The 18,360-nt window shown below is 57.0% G+C and carries 17 protein-coding genes; 11 read left to right on the top strand and 6 right to left on the bottom strand.

Features of this window, described 5'->3' with window-relative positions:
• Positions 1 to 2 precede the first annotated feature (2 nt).
• Together C1J03_RS21000 and C1J03_RS20995 are read left to right on the top strand one after the other, a co-directional pair.
• A complete protein-coding gene (locus C1J03_RS21000) occupies positions 3 to 1,208 on the top strand; it encodes a metal ABC transporter permease (protein WP_114888350.1) in 1,206 nt (401 codons plus the stop codon).
• Positions 1,205 to 2,134: a metal ABC transporter permease gene (locus tag C1J03_RS20995; RefSeq protein WP_114888349.1), complete on the top strand. Its 930-nt coding sequence runs from the start codon at positions 1,205 to 1,207 to the stop codon at positions 2,132 to 2,134. Before C1J03_RS21000 ends, C1J03_RS20995 begins: the two co-directional genes overlap by 4 nt.
• On the opposite strand, the gene uraH is transcribed toward C1J03_RS20995, so the two are convergent.
• Positions 2,114 to 2,473: a hydroxyisourate hydrolase gene (uraH, locus tag C1J03_RS20990; RefSeq protein ID WP_114888348.1), complete on the bottom strand. Its 360-nt coding sequence runs from the start codon at positions 2,471 to 2,473 to the stop codon at positions 2,114 to 2,116. The genes C1J03_RS20995 and uraH overlap by 21 nt on opposite strands.
• 411 nt (positions 2,474 to 2,884) lie before the next feature.
• Here uraH and mutL point away from each other — a divergent pair, with 411 nt between their 5' ends.
• From mutL to C1J03_RS20975, 3 genes are read left to right on the top strand one after another with little or no spacing between them, the layout of a single operon-like run.
• On the top strand, positions 2,885 to 4,711 hold the full coding sequence (mutL, locus tag C1J03_RS20985) for a DNA mismatch repair endonuclease MutL (protein ID WP_114888347.1): 1,827 nt from the start codon (positions 2,885 to 2,887) through the stop codon (positions 4,709 to 4,711).
• The gene (locus tag C1J03_RS20980) at positions 4,708 to 5,952 is read left to right on the top strand and encodes a DNA recombination protein RmuC (protein ID WP_114888346.1); all 1,245 of its coding nucleotides are present in this window, start codon (positions 4,708 to 4,710) and stop codon (positions 5,950 to 5,952) included. Before mutL ends, C1J03_RS20980 begins: the two co-directional genes overlap by 4 nt.
• A 1-nt stretch (position 5,953) precedes the next feature.
• On the top strand, positions 5,954 to 6,967 hold the full coding sequence (locus C1J03_RS20975; protein ID WP_114888345.1) for a pyridoxal-phosphate dependent enzyme: 1,014 nt from the start codon (positions 5,954 to 5,956) through the stop codon (positions 6,965 to 6,967).
• On the opposite strand, the gene C1J03_RS20970 is transcribed toward C1J03_RS20975, so the two are convergent.
• Positions 6,964 to 7,608: a ChrR family anti-sigma-E factor gene (locus tag C1J03_RS20970; protein WP_114888344.1), complete on the bottom strand. Its 645-nt coding sequence runs from the start codon at positions 7,606 to 7,608 to the stop codon at positions 6,964 to 6,966. The two genes, C1J03_RS20975 and C1J03_RS20970, sit on opposite strands and share 4 nt — an antisense overlap.
• 5 nt (positions 7,609 to 7,613) lie before the next feature.
• Positions 7,614 to 8,120, bottom strand: a complete 507-nt coding sequence (locus C1J03_RS20965) for a sigma-70 family RNA polymerase sigma factor (protein ID WP_254694288.1) — start codon at positions 8,118 to 8,120, stop codon at positions 7,614 to 7,616.
• A gap of 267 nt (positions 8,121 to 8,387) precedes the next feature.
• Between C1J03_RS20965 and C1J03_RS20960 the strand changes: the two genes are divergently transcribed.
• The 5 genes from C1J03_RS20960 to C1J03_RS20940 are packed head-to-tail and all read left to right on the top strand — an operon-like array spanning position 8,388 to position 13,011.
• On the top strand, positions 8,388 to 9,707 hold the full coding sequence (locus C1J03_RS20960; protein ID WP_114889125.1) for an NAD(P)/FAD-dependent oxidoreductase: 1,320 nt from the start codon (positions 8,388 to 8,390) through the stop codon (positions 9,705 to 9,707).
• Complete coding sequence (locus C1J03_RS20955) at positions 9,704 to 10,465, top strand: DUF1365 domain-containing protein (protein ID WP_114888342.1); 762 nt, start codon at positions 9,704 to 9,706, stop codon at positions 10,463 to 10,465. The genes C1J03_RS20960 and C1J03_RS20955 overlap by 4 nt, the downstream gene beginning before the upstream one ends.
• Before the next feature lie 14 nt (positions 10,466 to 10,479).
• Positions 10,480 to 11,712: an MFS transporter gene (locus tag C1J03_RS20950; RefSeq protein WP_114889124.1), complete on the top strand. Its 1,233-nt coding sequence runs from the start codon at positions 10,480 to 10,482 to the stop codon at positions 11,710 to 11,712.
• Positions 11,713 to 11,716: 4 nt separating this feature from the next.
• Positions 11,717 to 12,283: a DUF3833 family protein gene (locus C1J03_RS20945; RefSeq protein ID WP_114888341.1), complete on the top strand. Its 567-nt coding sequence runs from the start codon at positions 11,717 to 11,719 to the stop codon at positions 12,281 to 12,283.
• Entirely contained in the window at positions 12,280 to 13,011 is a 732-nt protein-coding gene (locus tag C1J03_RS20940; RefSeq protein ID WP_114888340.1) for an SDR family NAD(P)-dependent oxidoreductase, read from the top strand. The genes C1J03_RS20945 and C1J03_RS20940 overlap by 4 nt, the downstream gene beginning before the upstream one ends.
• 2 nt (positions 13,012 to 13,013) lie before the next feature.
• Here the strand turns inward: C1J03_RS20940 and C1J03_RS20935 are convergent, their stop codons facing one another.
• The 3 genes from C1J03_RS20935 to C1J03_RS20925 are packed head-to-tail and all read right to left on the bottom strand — an operon-like array spanning position 13,014 to position 15,355.
• Positions 13,014 to 14,075: a saccharopine dehydrogenase gene (locus C1J03_RS20935; protein ID WP_114888339.1), complete on the bottom strand. Its 1,062-nt coding sequence runs from the start codon at positions 14,073 to 14,075 to the stop codon at positions 13,014 to 13,016.
• Entirely contained in the window at positions 14,072 to 14,689 is a 618-nt protein-coding gene (locus tag C1J03_RS20930; protein ID WP_114888338.1) for a glutathione S-transferase family protein, read from the bottom strand. Before C1J03_RS20930 ends, C1J03_RS20935 begins: the two co-directional genes overlap by 4 nt.
• A gap of 12 nt (positions 14,690 to 14,701) precedes the next feature.
• Positions 14,702 to 15,355, bottom strand: coding sequence for a histidine phosphatase family protein (locus C1J03_RS20925; RefSeq protein WP_114888337.1), 654 nt, complete (start codon positions 15,353 to 15,355; stop codon positions 14,702 to 14,704).
• Between the two features lie 212 nt (positions 15,356 to 15,567).
• Here C1J03_RS20925 and fdhF point away from each other — a divergent pair, with 212 nt between their 5' ends.
• Entirely contained in the window at positions 15,568 to 18,336 is a 2,769-nt protein-coding gene (fdhF, locus tag C1J03_RS20920; RefSeq protein ID WP_114888336.1) for a formate dehydrogenase subunit alpha, read from the top strand.
• Positions 18,337 to 18,360 lie beyond the last annotated feature (24 nt).

Raw genomic sequence — 18,360 nt, 5'->3', positions numbered from 1 at the left:
CTATGATAACCGACGCGCTGCTGCTGCAACTGGGGTACAATGCCACCCTCGTGACCATTGGCGCATGCCTTTTGGGCATGGCTGCTGGTGTCGGCGGCACATTCCTTTTTCTGCGCAAACGCGCCCTCGTCTCTGACGCAATCAGCCATGCGACGCTGCCCGGTGTTGGCATCGCGTTCATGGTCATGGTGGCGTTTGGAGGAGAAGGGCGCAACCTGATCGGACTGTTGAGCGGGGCCGCGGTGTCGGCGGCTTTGGGGCTGCTGTGCGTTAACTGGCTGAGCACGCGCACCCGTCTTGCCGAAGACGCCGCCATTGGTGCCGTCTTGTCGGTTTTCTTTGGTTTTGGCATCGTGCTGCTGACCATTATTCAGACCATGAGCGCGGGCCGCCAAGCGGGGCTAGAGGGCTTCTTGCTTGGCTCAACGGCAGGCATGTTGCGCAGTGACGCGCTGATCATCGCGGTCTCTGCGGCTCTGACGCTGATGTTGGTTTTGGTGCTGCGCCGTCCACTGACCCTTGCCAGCTTTGATCCAGATTTCGCGACGACGACAGGGCAAAACGTAACCCGCACCGACCTTGCCATGATGGGAATTGTCCTTGCTGTGACGGTTGTTGGTCTCAAGATTGTGGGCCTGATCCTGATTGTCGCACTGCTGATTATTCCGCCCGTTACGGCGCGGTTCTGGACGGACCGGACTGATCACGTCGTGCTTATTGCGGGCGCACTTGGGGGCGTGTCAGCCTATGTGGGTGCCGCGATTTCGGCGGCGCAACCTGCCATGCCCACCGGACCCATTATCGTGCTGGTAGGCTTTGGCCTATTTGCGCTGTCTTTGTTGCTTGCCCCTGAGCGTGGTGTCGTTTCAGCGCTGATCCGGCATCGCCAATTTCAGCGCCGCGTGCATCTGCGCCAAGGGTTGCTGGCGCTGGCCCAAGGCCAACCCATCTATGAACGCCTAACGCTTCGACTGCTCCGCTCAGAAGGGTGGGCATTGCCCGACGGTGTTGCAACAGACGATGGCCGCGCCCGCGCCGCCAAAGCGCTGCGCGACGAGACCCGCTGGCAGACCATTCGCCGCGACCCGGCCTATGAGGCCGCCGCGGCCCATTACGATGGTCTCACACCCATTGAAACGGTACTTACCACCGATCAAATCGAACAGGTGGACCGAGACATTGGTGCGCCGCGCGGGGTGACATCATGAGCGGTGATGAGTTCGTCCCACTGTCGCTCGTACCCATGCTGATCGGCATCTGTGTTGCTGTAGCCTGTGCTCTGCCGGGTAACTTTCTGGTGCTGCGGCGTCAGGCGCTGATTGGCGACGCCATCAGTCACGTTGTGTTGCCGGGGATCGTCGTTGCATTTTTGATAACTGGCGAGGTGTCGACCTGGCCCATGTTGCTTGGTGCTGCGGGTGCCGCCGTGGTTGCGGTTGTCTGTATCGAGGCCGTGCGCCGTCTGGGCAAGATCGAACCCGGTGCGGCCATGGGCGTGATTTTTACCGCGATGTTTGCAGGCGGGGTGTTGCTGCTCGAGCAGTCAGACACCTCATCAGTGCACCTTGATGTGGAACATGCGCTTTATGGCAATCTGGAAAGCTTGATCTGGCTCGATGCTACCGGTTGGTCGTCGCTTTGGGATGTCCAAGCGCTTGCTGGCCTGCCTGTCGAACTGCCGCGGATGGTGTTCACGCTGATCTTTGTCTGCGCCTTCATCGCGGTCTTTTGGCGCCCCTTAAAGATCAGCACCTTTGACGAGGGATTTGCCCAGACGATTGGCTTGCATACGGCACCGCTGGGTCTGGCACTTGTCATTGTTGCTGCCATTGCCGCCGTCGCCGCATTTGACGCTGTGGGCAGTATTATTGTCATTGCCATGTTCATCTGCCCGCCCGCCGCTGCGCGCATGATGACCAACCGGTTGGAACATCAACTGGCGTGGTCTGCTGGCTTTGCTGCTTTATCCGCGATCCTTGGCTACGTGATTGCTGGATACGGGCCGCTATGGATTGGCATGGCAGATGCCGTGTCTGCCGCCGGAATGATTGCGACAATCTCAGGTCTTATTCTGGCAGTGGCAGCGGTCTTTGGACCGCACCGAACCCGAGGGTCAGCTGCCGCGGTAGGTTGAAAACCCAAACGGCGACAGCAAAAGGGGCACATGGTAGTGCGCCTCTTTGTCCGAAATCCCAAATCGGATCGGAATATGATCTAGAAAGCGCGGCTCTTCTGCTGGAACCCCGATGCGGTCCAGATAAGCCCCCGTCTCAAAGACCAGCTCATAGGTGCCGGGCACACATTCGCCTTTTGGCAAAATCGGCGTGTCTGTGCGACCATCTGTATTGGTGCTGACTTGCGCCAACTTCGTGCGATTTTCACCCTCTAAGCGGTAGAGCGAAATCGCCATGCCGCCTGCAGGTTGTCCACTTGCTGTATCAAGCACATGCGTCGTGAGGTATCCTTGGGTCATCTGGCGTACTCCGAAATGGATGGTTTTCCGCAAGCTAGCGAGTTTTGCTCGCTAGTCCAACTGCCAGTGCTCTCATAACCCCCCGTTTAACCAAGCGATTCGTAATTAATTGGCCGCCGATTCGTTTTTGCTTTGACCTACGAATCATCCTTCGCCTATATCTAGTTTCACAAACTAGACAGGCAATGTTTCGGCGAAGGATCATCAAGATCTTGTGTGTGCTGCATTTGAGTACGCATTTAAGCACGAACATTAGCTTCCAGGCATACGGCGCAATTAGAACGTCGAGCAGTCAGCGGGTCGGGCAAATTGTCCGGCTCGTTCGCGTTTGGGGGCAGGTCATCAATTTTGACTGTTCAAGCGTGCCGATCCTCTGGCAGAATCGGGCGGCAATATGCTAGGTATTGCGGCATGGCACATCCCAACCCCAACATAAGCGCTACGGCCCCGGTAATCCGGCAGCTCGACGAGATGGCGATCAACCGGATCGCTGCCGGCGAGGTCGTGGAGCGCCCGGCATCGGCAGTCAAAGAACTGGTTGAGAATGCTATCGATGCAGGGGCCACGCGCATCGCCATCGATTACGCTGATGGCGGCAAAACACTCATTCGCGTTACGGACGACGGCTGCGGCATGTCGGCCCAAGATCTTCCGCTTGCCTTGTCACGCCATGCGACGTCCAAGATTGATGGAAGCGACCTGCTTAATATTCATAGCTTCGGTTTTCGGGGCGAGGCGCTGCCATCACTTGGTTCCGTCGGCCGGCTAACCATAACCAGCCGTGTCGCTGGCCAAGAAGGAGCTGAGATCACGGTCGCAGGAGGTCACCACGAGCCTCTCCGCCCTGCAGCACTCAGCGCTGGAACAATAGTGACCCTGCGCGATCTCTTTTATGCTACGCCCGCGCGGCTAAAATTCATGCGGACCGACCGCGCTGAAGCGCAAGCGATTGCCGATGTGATCAAACGCCTCGCCATGGCTGAGCCCTTTGTTAGGTTTGTGCTGCGTGATGTCTCGGGCGATGGACCGTGCCGCGATGTTTTTCGCGCCGAAGCGGAGCAGGGCGATCTATTTGACGCGCTCCACGGCCGATTGCGCACCGTTTTGGGCAAGGAATTCGCCGAAAATGCCCTGCCTATCGACGCACAGCGCGAAGGGTTTCATCTGACCGGATTTGCCGCCCTGCCAACGTATTCGCGCGGTTCGACCATGGCTCAATATCTCTTTGTGAACGGCCGCCCGGTTCGGGACAAAATGCTGATTGGGGCCCTGCGCGGTGCCTATTTCGATTTCCTAAGCCGCGACCGACACCCCGCTGCGGCACTTTTTGTCGACTGTGATCCAACGCTGGTCGACGTGAACGTGCATCCTGCCAAATCTGAAGTCCGTTTTCGGGATCCCGGCCTCGTGCGCGGGCTTATCGTATCTGCCTTGCGCCATGCGTTGGCAGAGGCGGGGCACCGCGCATCGACGACGGTTGCTAATGCGACGCTGGGTGCATTTACGCCAGAGCCAGCAGGCGCGCGCGTATACCAAATGGATCGACCCTCAATGGGACCGCGCGGCGGGGTGATTGAACCTGCGTTTGCGGAAACTGCAGGCATGTGGGGGCGGGTCGAAGCGCCGGAGCCCACGCAGGAAAATGAAGAAGCTCCCGACTACCCCCTCGGAACGGCCCGCGGTCAGGTACATGAAAATTACATAATCGCGCAGACGGCCAATGGCATGGTGATCGTGGATCAACACGCCGCGCATGAGCGTTTGGTCTATGAGCGCCTCAAAGGCCAGATGGCCGAAAATGGCGTCGCGGCGCAGGCGCTTTTGATCCCCGAAATCATCAGTCTGTCGCCCTCAGATCGCGCGCAGATATTATCGGTTTCGGCTGATCTCGCCCGCTTTGGCCTGACCATTGAACCCTTCGGTGGGGATGCTGTCGCCGTGCGCGAAACGCCTGCGATCCTTGGTGAAGTAGATGCAGGCGCCATGCTGCGAGATATCTTAGATGAACTAGACGGCGAAGGCGAAAGCTTGCTGGTTCAGGCCCGGATCGAAGCAATCCTAAGCCGGGTTGCCTGTCACGGTTCTATTCGCTCAGGCCGCAGGATGCGCGCCGAAGAGATGAACGCCCTCCTTCGTGATATGGAGGCGACACCGCATTCTGGGCAATGCAACCACGGCCGCCCCACCTATGTCGAACTAAAGTTGAGCGATATTGAACGGCTCTTTGGCCGCACATGATTGAAATTGGCACCTATAGCTTTGCCCTAGATGACCCAAGGGTGATTGCCGCCGGAATTGGGGCGGCATTGCTGTTGATCCTTTTTGCCTTGCTGATCATGGCAGTGCGCGCCGCTGGGCGATCGGCGCGGGTTACCGAACCGCTCGCGCGCCAGATGGCCGTTTTAGGCGGTCATGTACAGCAGCTTGGCGCGGGTCAGGAACAGCTGCGGGGCGGGCTTCAAACCGTGTCGGATACTCAAGCCAACGGCCAAAGTCAGATTATTCAATCCATGGAAACGCGCCTGAATGCAGTGCAAATGCAGATGCAAGAAAAGTTGGCCGATAACGCCACGCGATCTGCCCGTGCGCTGGCGGAAATGCAGGAACGCATCGGCCAGACTCTGAGTGGTTCGTCCAAGCAGACAACAACGAGCCTGACGCAGCTGCAAGAGCGGCTGGCCGCCATCGACCGCGCACAAGACAACATCACCAAGCTGTCGGGTGACGTGTTGTCGTTGCAAGACATCCTGAGCAACAAACAGCGACGCGGGATGTTTGGAGAAATTCAACTGACGGACATCGTGTCCAAGGCGTTGCCATCAGACAGTTATGCGATGCAGCATACCCTTTCGAACGGCAAACGCGCAGATTGCTTGGTGCACTTGCCCAACCCGCCGGGACCCATCGTCATTGACGCGAAGTTTCCCTTTGAAGCGTTTGAGGCGCTCGCTGCTGCGGAGACCAAAGAGGATCAGGCCCGCGCCCTGCGCGCTTTGGCTCAATCCGTACGAGTGCATATCAAAGCGATCTCGGCGAAGTACATTATCGAAGGCGAAACCGCGGATGGCGCGATCATGTTTTTGCCCTCCGAAGCGGTCTATGCGGAGCTACATTCACGACTGCCCGAAGTCGTGCGCGAAGGGTTTGCCGCACGGGTCTGGATTGTTTCGCCGACGACCTGCATGGCCACGCTCAATACCATGCGCGCGATCCTCAAAGACGCCCGGATGCGCGAACAGGCCGGTGCGATCCGCAAAGAACTGGGCCTGCTGCACAGTGATGTAGAGCGTTTGGTGTCACGCGTGGGCAACCTAGATCGGCACTTTGGTCAAGCCCGCAAAGACGTAGAAGAAATCATGATTAGCGGCGAAAAAGCTGCCAAACGCGCAGGTCGTTTGCATGATTTTGATTTCGAAGAGCTTGCCCCCGAAGATACTGCACAAGTTGTGCCCCTGGCCCCGCAGAGCAAAGGAAGTTAAAATGACCGGCCCCGACACCAGCGGTATGACGCTGGACGCGATCCGAACCAACACCGCTGCAATTGCAGGGCAGGTGGTGCATACACCGAGCATTGAGATGCATTCACCGCTGATAGATCGCGTGTTGGATGGCGGGTCGGTAACCCTCAAGCTCGAGTGTTTTCAGCACACGGGCACCTTCAAAGCCCGCGGCGCACTGAGCGTTGCGCGCGGCCTTGATGCGGATCAACGGGCGCGCGGGATCACGGCGGCGAGTGCGGGGAACCACGCCATTGCGGCCGCTTGGGCTGCGCGGCAGATTGGGGCATCGGCCAAAGTGGTGATCCAATCGAACGCAAATCCGTTTCGCGTCGCCATGGCCCGCGCAGAAGGTGCTGAAGTTGTGATGATGCCACCGGGTCCCGAAACCTTTGCTGAAGCAGAGCGCCTGGTCCGCGACGAAGGTCGGACGTTTATCCATCCCTTTGAGGGCCTTGGCACATCGCTGGGCACAGCGGGGGTGGGCTTAGAACTGATGGAGAATGCAGTGGGGCTTGATGCCGTCGTGGTGTCAATTGGCGGTGGAGGGTTGATCAGTGGGATCGCAGCAGCGGTAAAACAGATCAATCCGGCCTGCGAAGTTTTTGGCGTCGAACCAACAGGTGCCGCCAGCATGTCACAATCGATGTCTCAAGGCGCACCTGTTCATCTAGATAAGGTGGATACAATTGCCGACAGCCTAGGAGCGCCGATGGCGCTGCCCTTTAGTCACGCGCTATGTGCAGCCTATCTCGACGACATTGTGACGTTGGACGATGACATGATCTGCGCCGGCATGGTGGTTTTCCAACAAGAAGCAAAACTCGCTGTTGAGCCCGCGGCAGGGGCAGCTCTTGCGGCTGTGTTGGGGCCCTTACGCGACCGCCTTGCAGGGCGGCGCGTAGGGGTAATTGTATGCGGCGCGAATATCGACGCCCAATCTTACCTAAAGCTGATGGCCCGTGGCAGATCGGCTCTGGACGGTCTTTGCACTTAAATCCGGACGAATTTTTGCACCAGACGCGGTAACCAACCGGCGAAACGCAGTGGCGCGTCGGTAACGGCAAGGCAAATACAATCGCAAGCAATGTCGGCAACCGGAATATGCTGAACATCAGAATCCGCGATCTCGATATCGCCGCGCGCAAAAACTTCGTCGTCGTCGTGAAAAGCACCCTGCAGCACGAGCGTCATCTCAGTCCCATGGTGACCGTGATCTGGCATCGCAGCGCCCGCTGGAATAAAGAGCAGTCGTGCGGTGGCCCGGGTGGATGTCTTTAGGATCGCTTGTTTTACACCCATGCCAACGGGCCGCCAGCGGATCGCATCCAGATCACCGCCAACGTAATCCTGAAGTGGCGCAGGAAGCGCCCCGGCAGGGCGGCGCGTGGCGGGCACCTCGGCATACCGTTCCTTCAGTTGCGCCAGCGTGCGCGCGAGGCTTGTCTCAGACAGGCTCGCAACGTCTTCTTCCTCCAGAACAGCGCCGCCGAGCGTGTCAAAGCTATCAGCAGCAGCGCGGCAGACGTCGCACATCGATACATGTGCCGCGACGATCAAGTTGAACGCCTCGGGTAAACTACCAGTGGCGTAGGCCATTAGTGTGTCGTCATCTAGGTGGTGATTAATCTTGGTCATTTCTGTCACTTCAAACTGTGGCGTAGTTTTTCAAGCGCCAACCGGATACGGGATTTGATCGTGCCAAGGGGCAGACCGGTGAGGGTTGCGATCTCAGACTGGCTGAGGTCGCCGAAATAGGCTTGTTGAATTAAACTGCGTTGTTCCTCGGGCAGGTCGGCAAGGGCCGTTCGAAGCAGGGTCGCCTCTTGCTGAAACGCGATGACCTCTGCTTGGTCGGGTTCAGGCTCAGGGCCCCATGTTAGGTCTTCAGGTTCAGGGCGCCTGTCACGCCGGAAAATATCCGTGCGCCGGTTCCTTGCAATTGTAAAAACCCAAGTAGCGACGGTGGCGCGGGTCGGGTCAAACTGCGCTGCCTTGTGCCAAAGCGTTGCCATAACATCTTGCGCGCATTCCTCCGCAGTGGCCGGGTCAGTACCTGAATTGATCAAGAAACCTTTGATACGTGGAGCAAAATGGGAAAAAAGAGCACTAAAGGCGTCAGTGTCCCGCTCATCTCGGACGCGCAACATTTGATCTACCCAGTTTGCTGACTGCTGATCTTTGGTCACCTGATGTTGCCCTGCTCTCGTTTGCTTACGGTCACCGCTTTGAGCAGCCCAGGCCAAGGCCCCGCGCTGAGTGTCGTGTGTTTGTGTTTGAAAATCAACTAACATGTATTGTCTACGCCCGGGCTACCCGGTTGGATCAAAAAGAAAATCGAAACTCATTTACATCCAGAAACGTATCTGAGCCGTATAGTGTTTATTGCGAATGAAAATACAGGACTGCTGCACAATATGCCTTTTGAAGCCCCCCAACGGGACATTATACCCAGCGCCTCAATATCCCAAAAAATCGCAGTCGTCGGTGCCGGAATTTCCGGGATGGGTGCGGCGCATATGCTGGGTGCTGATAACCGCGTTACGCTATTCGAAAGCCGGTCACGCCTAGGCGGTCACGCGCGCACGGTGATGGCAGGTAGGAACGCGGATCAGCCTGTTGATACGGGGTTCATCGTGTTCAATTACGCGAACTACCCGCATCTCGCCGCACTTTTCGCCGAGCTTGACGTGCCGGTGGTCAAATCCAACATGAGTTTTGGCGCGTCCATCGATGGTGGCCGTCTCGAATACGCGCTGACCAGTTTTAATGCGATGTTTGCGCAGCGCCGCAATCTGGCGAACCCTAAGTTTTTGCGCATGCTGCGCGATATTGTGACCTTCAACAAACGCGCCGTCGAGTTGGCAAGTGATCGGTCCAAAACGATCGGTCAATTTCTGGCCGCCCTTGGGACAGGTGACTATTTTCGGGACTACTACCTGCTGCCATTGTCCGGTGCGATCTGGTCGACGCCGACCCGGCAGATCATGGATTTCCCCGCTCACGCGCTTGTGCAGTTCTTTGAAAACCACGCGCTGTTGCAATATTCCGGGCAACCCCAATGGTATACGATTCAGGGCGGTGCGCAGGCCTATGTGTCTCGGATCGAGGCTGCAATGAACAGTGTGGGTACTGATGTTCGTTTGAATGCAGCTGTTCAGTCAGTCCGCCGCACGGGCTTTGGTGTGCAGATCAAGACATGGGGCGGCGAATGGGAAGATTTTGACGCGGTCATCTTTGCCACTCACTCGGATGACACGCTGGCGATGCTAGATGATCCAAGTTCGCAGGAAACTGCGACGCTGGGTGCGATTGCTTATCAGCCCAATGATATCGTCCTGCACTCAGATACGGCTATGATGCCCCAACGTCGCGCGACGTGGGCCTCGTGGGTTTACTCCGAAGATAGGAAAGTCAAATCTGACCGGATCGACCTGACCTATTGGATGAACTCTCTGCAACCTATTCCGATGGATGAGCCATATTTCGTGACGCTCAACACGAAACGCACCATCCGTGAAGATTTGATTCATGACCAGACCACCTTGCGCCATCCAGTCTTTGATCTTGCAGCGATGGCAGCACAGGAACAATTGCAGGGCTTTAATGGATCCAACGCGACATGGTTCTGTGGTGCTTGGACGCGACATGGATTTCACGAAGATGGTCTGGCAAGTGCCGTAAATGTCGTACGCGGCATTCAGGGTGCGTTGGCATTGCCCATGGCCGCCGAGTGACCTCTGGCGTTGATCATATCGCAGGGACAACGTTCCATGCCCGCAAAGGTGCGATCAGCAATGCCTTTCGCTATTCGATCGATTATATGCTGTTGGACGCAGAGGCAGATCTAGAAACGCCGGGTCTTTTTTCGCGCAACGGGCGTGGTTTGACCGCAATTCATGACGTGGATCACGGCGGTGCGCCGGGTCTGGGACGCGGCCCGGTTTGGGTGCGTGATGTGCTGTCGCAACACCAGATCGACGGCGTCGCGCGGATCGAGTTGCTTGCGCAACCTCGGGTGCTGGGCCATGTGTTCAATCCGGTTAGCTTTTGGCTCTGCCGGGATATTGCGGGCGCGTTAATCGTTGTTATCGCTGAAGTTTCCAACACCTTTGGTGGCCGGCACAGTTACCTCTGCTATCATTCGGATGGGTCAGAGATTTTGCCGCAAGACAAACTGACCGCGACCAAGATATTCCACGTCTCCCCCTTTCAACCAGTCGAGGGTGGGTACACATTTAGATTTGACATCACGCCTGAGCGCATCGGGATCTGGATAGATTATGAGCAAGGTGACGGCGGCCTGATCGCCACCCTCACCGGCAAGCGCACACCACTCAGCAATCGGCGCATCTTGCAAAGCATGATCCGCCGTCCTTTGGGCGCGCGCCGTGTGCTGGCATTGATCCATTGGCAGGCTCTAAAACTTTGGTTTAAGGGCGCAGGATACCGCGCGCCCCCTGAACCGCCATCCAAAGAAGTAACACGCGGGTGACGGTGCTTGGTGATATGCCCGCGCGTGCAGATCGCTTGCCTGCATATGCGCTTTTTGCGGCGTTGTTGGCCTGTGCGGGCCTGCCAATATATATCCATGCTCCGAAATTCTATGTTGATGAATTTGGGGTCTCACTTGCAGCCCTCGGTACGGTTCTCTTTGCGCTACGACTGCTTGATGTTGTCCAAGATCCGTTGTTGGGCCGTCTGTCAGAAAGGCTGCGCCACCACCGTGCAACAGCCGTAACTGTTGCCTGCATTATCATGGCCGCCGCGATGATCGGGCTGTTTGCCGTCCCACCACTGACCAGCCCGCTTGTGTGGTTCGGAGCTATGCTGACGTTGGTGTTTTCCGCCTTCAGCTTTCTGACAATCTGCTTTTATGCTCAGGGTGTCGCTAAGGCAGACGGGATGCCCGGTAAAAGCCATGTGCAGCTTGCGACATGGCGCGAGACGGGCGCGCTCTTGGGCGTTTGTGCAGCGTCAGTTGCGCCGGTGGCGTTAGGTGTCGCGATGGACCAGCCCTTTGCCGGCTTTGCTGTTGGTTTTTCCGTGCTTGCCGTTGTTGCTGTGATCGCGATGCGCAGTGAATGGCGCAGCGCTGGCATTCCCGAAAGCACCGGGTTTGGCACCGTCTTGCGTGATCCGCTGGCGCGGCGTTTGCTGCTGATTGCGCTCTTCAACGCAGCGCCGGTCGCTGTCAGTTCAACCTTGTTTCTGTTTTACGTTGAAAGTGCGTTGGATGCGCCGGGCTATGAAGGCCCGCTGCTGTTGCTGTTTTTCCTTTCAGCCGCCGGAGCAGCTCCGATCTGGGGAGCGCTCGCGCAGCGCCACGGCCCAAAACGCGTTCTGCTATGGGCCATGATGTTGGCGATTTTTGCGTTTGGCGGTGCGCTGTTTTTAGGACCGGGCGATGTATGGCTGTTCGCCGCTGTTTGTCTGGCATCAGGTGCCGCGATGGGGGCTGACCTGACGCTGTTGCCCGCGTTATTCGCGACTCGCATGTCTCAAATCGCGCCTTCTGCCGCCGAAGGGTTCGGGATTTGGTCTTTTGTATCCAAATTGACGTTGGCTTTGGCGGCGATCACCCTACTTCCTGCATTGGAAACAGCTGGATTTGACGGTGGTGCCGCGGCTCCGCCGCCCCAAGCACTTGATCTGTTGCGGCTGCTTTATGCGGGTGTTCCGTGTGTGCTGAAACTCGCCGCCATTGCGCTTTTGTGGCGCACAGAAATCGAGGAGGTCTGAGCGAATGAGTGACCCAATCATCTTCTTCATGCTCGGCGTAGGAGCCGTATTCATGGTGCTGATTTTGTTGCGCCGATTTGCCGGCTTTGCCAGCCAGCGCGAGACCGATTACGCAGGTGGTGCGCCGCAGTTCGACCTCAAAGAACATTTGAACGGAAAGATGATCTGCGAGGGTGTGATCTTTGGCCCTCTAGGCGGTATGACCAGCAGTTTCGTCGCTGATTTTGATGCGCGTTGGATCAACAATGTTGGCACCATAAAAGAGGTTTTTACCTATAACGATGGCAGTGTGCAGGAGCGTGCGTGGACGATTACGCTCGGTGATCGGGGCCACTTTACCGCAACTGCAGATGACGTTCCGGGCGTTGCGCAAGGACATGAAGCGGGGCCGGTGGTTTTGTTCCGCTATCCGATTAGGATGCCAGAAAGCGCCGGGGGATATGTGCTAAATGCATTTGATTGCATGTACTTGACGTCAAATGGCACGATCGTGAACCGCAGCCAATTTCGCAAATTCGGTATCAAGGTCGCAGAGCTTGTGGCCACAATTCGTAAAGAGGACCAATCATGAAGACGTGGCAGGGCAAAAGATATTGGTTGGTTGGGGCAAGCGACGGGCTGGGCGCGGCATTGGCCCAACAGTTGAGCCGTGCAGGGGCCGAAGTGATCTTGTCGGCGCGGTCTGAGGACAAGCTCCATGCGCTAGCCAAGACATTGCCTGGTCGCGTGCAGGTGCAAAAGGTCGACGTCTCCGATCAAGACAGTGTGAATGCTGCGGCTAAAGCTGTCGGCGACGTAGACGGGATTGTTTATTTGGCCGGCGTGTACTGGCCGTTTGGGGCAAAGGATTGGAACGCAGAACAAGCCACAGCAATGGCGGATATAAACTTTACTGGATTGATGCGTGTGATGGGTCAAGTGGTCCCGCAAATGGTGACGCGGGATGCAGGGCATATCGTGATCACGTCAAGCTTGACGGGTTTTCGGGGGCTGCCGGGATCCATTGGATATACCGCATCAAAGGCTGCGACGATGTCTTTGGCGGAATGCATGTATGCCGATTTACGCAAAACTGGCGTGCAGGTTCAGGTTGTTAATCCGGGTTTCATTCGCACGCAGCTTACCGAAAAGAATGACTTTAAAATGCCATTCTTGATGGAACCTGAGGACGCCGCGCGCGAGGTGTTTGAACACATGAATGGCGACGGTTTCAAAAAGAGCTTTCCATGGCTCTTTTCGCTGTTATTTCGCGGCAGTCAATTCTTGCCAGATAGCATCTACTACCGGATTTTTTCCTAACGCTAAAGCGTGGCACTATGCTGGTGATAGAGCGTATCAGCGCGCGACCAGACATCGGCGTGTGTCTGGGCAAGCTGCACAAGCGTCGGAAGCAACTGGGCGGCAAAATCCTCTGAGCTTTCCAGCGGTAAGAGCGATGGCAGGTTGTCGATGGCCATGACATCCAGAGGCGGCGTTTGATGCACGCGCAGGGCAGGGGCATCCCAACTTGTGGCGCGATCATAGACCGGTACGGGATTGAACGCACTGTCAGGGTCGCAAGCAATATCCCCTATCACGCGCAAATTCCGCGACTGATCCATAGCTGTGGACGGGACAAAAACAGGCGTGCTTTCGCGCGCTAGGATGCAATTGAAAAACAGAGCATGAGCAAGGATTTCCGGAAATGGACCACCCTTTGCGGTTTCTTCCATGTCCCATTTTGTCACGGAAACACCAAGTGCCTCGCAAAGATCGGCAGCCCCGGCCCCAACACGCCCCAGCGCCCCAATGATCAACGCATCAGGCATTGTTGTGCCCAAACTGGACAGATCAGCGCGCAAATCAGCCTTAAGCGCTGTGGCATCTGGATAGGACGCAACGGGGCCGCAAATGCTACCATCTTGTTGGGCGATCCAGCATTTAATGGCCATTGCGGCGCCCGCAAAGCCCGCCCAATATCCAAACGCAGCAACCCGGCGACCATCCCCATTCGTGAGGTATTCCAGATCAAGCAGCGTGCCACAGCCCGCCTTAAACCGACGAAGCAGTATCTGCCCCGCGGTTTGTCCTTTATAGGCATGGCCGAACATGATGTGGCGGTGCCGCAGGGGCGTGCCGTCATCCGGCAATTCCTTGAGACCGAAAATAACCGCGTCCTTGGGCGCATCAGGCCAAGACCCAGCAGCAACGACTGTGCATCCGGCCGCGGCGTAGGCCTGCGTATCGATCACGCGGCTGTCTGTGGCCTCTACTGACACTTCAAAACCCGCGTCGCGCAGGGTAGCCGCTCCTTGAGGTGTCAAGCCCGTCCGCGTTTCATTCGCGCGCTGTTCTGCACGCAGCCAGATATGAGGCGCGCTCATAGCATGTCCTCCGCGCGGCAAAACTTGACGCTGTCACGGGCGTCCATTGCCTTCATAAATGCCGTGATGCCGGGCAAGCCGTCCAAGGGCACACCGTCACCTTCAAGCCAGCTGCAAACCACAAAAAGATACGCATCTGCAATCGAGAAGGTCTCGCCAAGCACGTAAGTGCCGCGCAGGCATTCATCCTCAACATAGGCCGCACTGGCTGCCATGGTTTGAGGAACTTTGGCCGCCATATCTTCATGGCTGCTGGCCTGATCTGCCCAGCGGGTACCGCGCCCTCTGTGGGCGTGATTCACATGCATGGTGGAGGCGAGGTAGTACATCACGCTCCGCACATGCGCCGCTGGCTCCGGGTCTGACGGCACCAACCCCTTTTGTGGTGCGCAGGCGGCAATATAATCCAGCAGCGCACCGGTTTCGGTCAACACTGTGCCGTCCGAAAGCTGCAACGCGGGCACACGGGCCTTTGGGTTGATAGCGCGAAACTCGGGTTTGGTCTGCTCAGCGCTTCCAAAATCAACCCGCTGCGCGGTCCAATCCAGTCCGGATTCTTGCAGTCCAATGGCGACAGCAATCGAGACGGTGCGTTTGGCAAAATAGAGTTTCACAGGACGACCCCTTCAGATGTGAGTTTGAAACTGTCGACGTGCAACAGTATCGAGATGCGGAACAGCGTTGAATAGTACAGGAGACCAATGCCCGCCAATGGGATGCAGCCGGTGCAGCGACGTGTGCATGATTGCCAGCGCCACCCGCGCCATTGCCGGAATGCCAAGACCCATCGCCTGTCCCATCACCATGGAGATCAACCCGCCAGATGTCACGACCAATGCCGGGCCATCGCCCGCGCCGATCTCTGCAATCACGTCTTCAATACGGGTCTCAAACTCGACAAAAGTTTCAGGCGCGCCTTCGATACGGCCTGATTTCCAGCTTTCAAAGACTTCTGGCAGGTGCTGTGAAAACTGCCCCTGTTCCGTGGGAAACGGAACGCCATGTTGTTCCTGCAACAGTGTTGCGAGGGTGAAATACTCAAGTTCGTTCAGACGCGGATCGCGCTCTGGTTCAAGCCCAGTGTCCATACCATCGGCAGTCTCAATATGGCGACGCAGGGTGCCAGTATAAAGGCGCATGTGTGGGGTCTGGCTGTCGTTCAGATGGGTGCCAAGCCATTGCGCTTGTTCGTGGCCCAGCGGGCTGAGACGATCATAACTGGCTTCGTCGCGGGCACTAGAATTGGCTTGGCCGTGGCGGATGAGGGTGACGTAGGACATGAGGCTCTTTCACTGGGTGCTTCCGTGATAGGTCAGGCCTGCGCCGTTTGAAAGCGCGCGCGCCTCCAACAAGGGTATTTTTGGTCAAACAACCCCCAGACGGAGCGTATCGGAAACCCTGATGGCGTAAATCCGGGGTGCAGGGTCGGGAATGGGACTCCTGACGTGCGACAGATTTCGCTATAGAGTGGGAGAGTGTTTAGGAGATTAGCATGGCGGATAAGGTCACATTCACGCTGGACGGCGAAACCGTTGAGGCTGAAGCAGGTATGACAATCTGGGAGGTTGCCAATGGTCGTGGCCTGATCATCCCGCATCTGTGCTTGAAGCCAGCACCGGGGTATCGCCCCGATGGCAACTGCCGCGCCTGCATGGTTGAGATTGAGGGCGAACGCACCTTAGCTGCATCTTGCATCCGCGAACCTTCCGACGGGATGGTTGTGACAACTGACAATGCGCGCGCGCAAAACGCCCGCAAAATGGTTGTGGAGCTGCTGCTAGCCGATCATCCTGAACAAGCCGTAAGCCACGATAAATCCAGCCACATGTGGGACATGGTCGCGCTGAATGGTGTCGAAGAAAGCCGCTTTCCTAAGATCGAAGTGGATCATATTCCACTGTTGGATGACAGCCATGTTGCGATGAGCGTCAATCTGGATGCTTGCATCCAATGCGGGCTTTGTGTGCGGGCCTGCCGCGAGGTTCAGGTCAATGACGTGATCGGGATGTCTGGACGTGGCCAAGACACCTATCCAACGTTTGATATGGCTGATCCGATGGGCGCATCAACCTGTGTGGCGTGTGGCGAATGTGTGCAAGCTTGTCCGACGGGCGCGTTGTTGCCCGCGACAGTTGTTGATGAAAACCAGATCGGTGACAGTGCTGATTTCGATAGCGAAACCAAAAGCATTTGCCCATTCTGCGGTGTCGGCTGCCAGATATCACTCAAAGTCAAAGACGGCCGTGTGAAATACGTCGAAGGCATCAATGGGCCTGCGAATGAGGGACGGCTCTGCGTCAAAGGGCGTTTTGGCTTTGACTACATCCACCATGCGCATCGCCTGACGAAACCCTTGATCCGGCGCGACGATGCTCCGGCAAAGGGGTTGAACGTGGACCCCGGCAACTGGGAAAGCCATTTCCGTGAAGCGTCATGGGAAGAAGCACTGGATCTCGCCGCAGACGGTATGAAAAAGGTCGGTGGCCGCGGCGTCGCGGGCTTTGGATCCGCCAAATGCACCAATGAAGAAGCGTATCTCTTTCAAAAGATGATCCGTCAGGGCTTTGGTCATAACAACGTCGATCACTGCACGCGGCTTTGCCATGCATCCTCGGTTGCCGCTTTGATGGAAAATGTTGGATCTGGTGCTGTGACCGCGACCTTCAACGAGATCGAAAACGCGGATGTGGCGATTGTGATCGGGGCTAACCCTGTCGAAAACCACCCCGTCGCCGCGACCTTCTTTAAGCAGTTCACCAAACGCGGTGGCAAGCTGATCGTAATGGATCCACGCGGCGTTGGTTTGCGGCGGTTTGCGTCGCATATGCTGCAATTCCGGCCTGGCACGGATGTGTCCATGCTCAACGCGATCATGCATGTGATCGTGGAAGAAGAGCTTTATGACGCGCAATATATCGCTGCCTACACCGAAAACTGGGAAGCCGAAAAAGCGCATCTGAAGGATTTCTCGCCCGAAAAGATGGCTGGCATTTGCGGGATCGAAGCGGATGTAATCCGCGAGGTTGCACGGGTGTTTGCGGGTGCCAAGGCCGCGATGATCTTTTGGGGGATGGGCATTTCGCAGCACATCCACGGCACCGATAATTCGCGCTGCCTAATCAGTTTGGCACTGATGACCGGCCAAGTTGGGCGTCCCGGTGCAGGCCTGCATCCTTTGCGTGGTCAAAACAACGTACAAGGTGCTTCTGACGCGGGTCTCGTTCCGATGTTCTTGCCTGACTATCAGTCTGTGACGGATGATGGCGTCCGGTCTGCCTTTACGGACGTCTGGAAGAGCGACGATTTCAGCAATGAAAAAGGTCTGACCGTGACCGAGATCATCGATGCGGTGCATGATGGCGACATTCGGTCGATGTATGTGATGGGCGAGAACCCAGCGATGTCGGACCCCGACACGGCACATGCTCGCGCCGCATTGGCCAAGTTGGAGCATCTTGTCGTCCAAGATATCTTTCTCACAGAGACTGCAAACTTCGCCGATGTGATCCTGCCCGCCAGCGCCTTTGCTGAGAAATCGGGGACTGTCACAAACACCAATCGTCAGGTGCAAATGGGCCGGGCTGCGCTGGCACCACCTGGTGAAGCACGCCAGGATTGGTGGATCGAGGTTGAGCTGGCCAAACGGCTGGGCCTTGGTTGGTCTTACGAAAGCCCCGCAGATGTGTTTGCGGAAATGAAGCTGAACATGAAGTCCCTCAACAACATCACGTGGGATCGCCTGGAGGCGCAGGATGCGGTGACGTATCCGTCGCTGTCGCCCGAAGATCCCGGGCAGGCTATTGTTTTCGCGGATGGTTTTCCACGTGTGGACGGCCGTGCCAAATTCACGCCAGCAAGCATTATTGCGCCAGATGACACGCCCGATGCAGAGTATCCGATGATCCTAACCACAGGTCGGCAGTTGGAGCATTGGCACACGGGTTCAATGACGCGGCGTTCGGCGGTTCTGGATGCGGTGGAGCCTGAAGCGAACTGTTCGCTGCATCCATCGACCTTCCGTAAGCTTGGTATTGACCCAGGTGGTCATGTGCGTCTGACGACGAAACGCGGCAGCATCGAGATTATGGCGCGCTCCGACCGGGCCGTGTCGCCAGACATGGTGTTTCTACCCTTTGCCTTTGTTGAAGCGGCGGCGAATATCTTGACCAATCCGGCGGTGGACCCTTTTGGCAAAATCCCGGAATTCAAGTTCTCGGCCGTAAAAGTCGAAGCTGTGACGGATGCAATCGCCGCAGAGTGAATGAAGGGGCCATGGCCCCTTCAG

This window comes from Sulfitobacter sp. SK012 (assembly GCF_003352085.1).
Classification (GTDB): Bacteria; Pseudomonadota; Alphaproteobacteria; order Rhodobacterales; family Rhodobacteraceae; genus Sulfitobacter.
Note: the sequence above shows the minus strand (reverse complement) of the source record. Positions and strands in the feature narration are given on the sequence as shown.

Coding starts and splice junctions, on each gene's coding strand:
- uraH (WP_114888348.1), bottom strand. CDS start 2,473: ATGACCCAAGGATACCTCACGACGCATGTGCTTGATACAGCAAGTGGA.
- C1J03_RS20995 (WP_114888349.1), top strand. CDS start 1,205: ATGAGCGGTGATGAGTTCGTCCCACTGTCGCTCGTACCCATGCTGATC.
- C1J03_RS20975 (WP_114888345.1), top strand. CDS start 5,954: ATGACCGGCCCCGACACCAGCGGTATGACGCTGGACGCGATCCGAACC.
- C1J03_RS20980 (WP_114888346.1), top strand. CDS start 4,708: ATGATTGAAATTGGCACCTATAGCTTTGCCCTAGATGACCCAAGGGTG.
- C1J03_RS21000 (WP_114888350.1), top strand. CDS start 3: ATGATAACCGACGCGCTGCTGCTGCAACTGGGGTACAATGCCACCCTC.
- C1J03_RS20925 (WP_114888337.1), bottom strand. CDS start 15,355: ATGTCCTACGTCACCCTCATCCGCCACGGCCAAGCCAATTCTAGTGCC.
- C1J03_RS20945 (WP_114888341.1), top strand. CDS start 11,717: ATGAGTGACCCAATCATCTTCTTCATGCTCGGCGTAGGAGCCGTATTC.
- C1J03_RS20965 (WP_254694288.1), bottom strand. CDS start 8,120: ATGTTGCGCGTCCGAGATGAGCGGGACACTGACGCCTTTAGTGCTCTT.
- C1J03_RS20940 (WP_114888340.1), top strand. CDS start 12,280: ATGAAGACGTGGCAGGGCAAAAGATATTGGTTGGTTGGGGCAAGCGAC.
- fdhF (WP_114888336.1), top strand. CDS start 15,568: ATGGCGGATAAGGTCACATTCACGCTGGACGGCGAAACCGTTGAGGCT.
- C1J03_RS20960 (WP_114889125.1), top strand. CDS start 8,388: ATGCCTTTTGAAGCCCCCCAACGGGACATTATACCCAGCGCCTCAATA.
- C1J03_RS20950 (WP_114889124.1), top strand. CDS start 10,480: ATGCCCGCGCGTGCAGATCGCTTGCCTGCATATGCGCTTTTTGCGGCG.
- C1J03_RS20935 (WP_114888339.1), bottom strand. CDS start 14,075: ATGAGCGCGCCTCATATCTGGCTGCGTGCAGAACAGCGCGCGAATGAA.
- mutL (WP_114888347.1), top strand. CDS start 2,885: ATGGCACATCCCAACCCCAACATAAGCGCTACGGCCCCGGTAATCCGG.
- C1J03_RS20970 (WP_114888344.1), bottom strand. CDS start 7,608: ATGACCAAGATTAATCACCACCTAGATGACGACACACTAATGGCCTAC.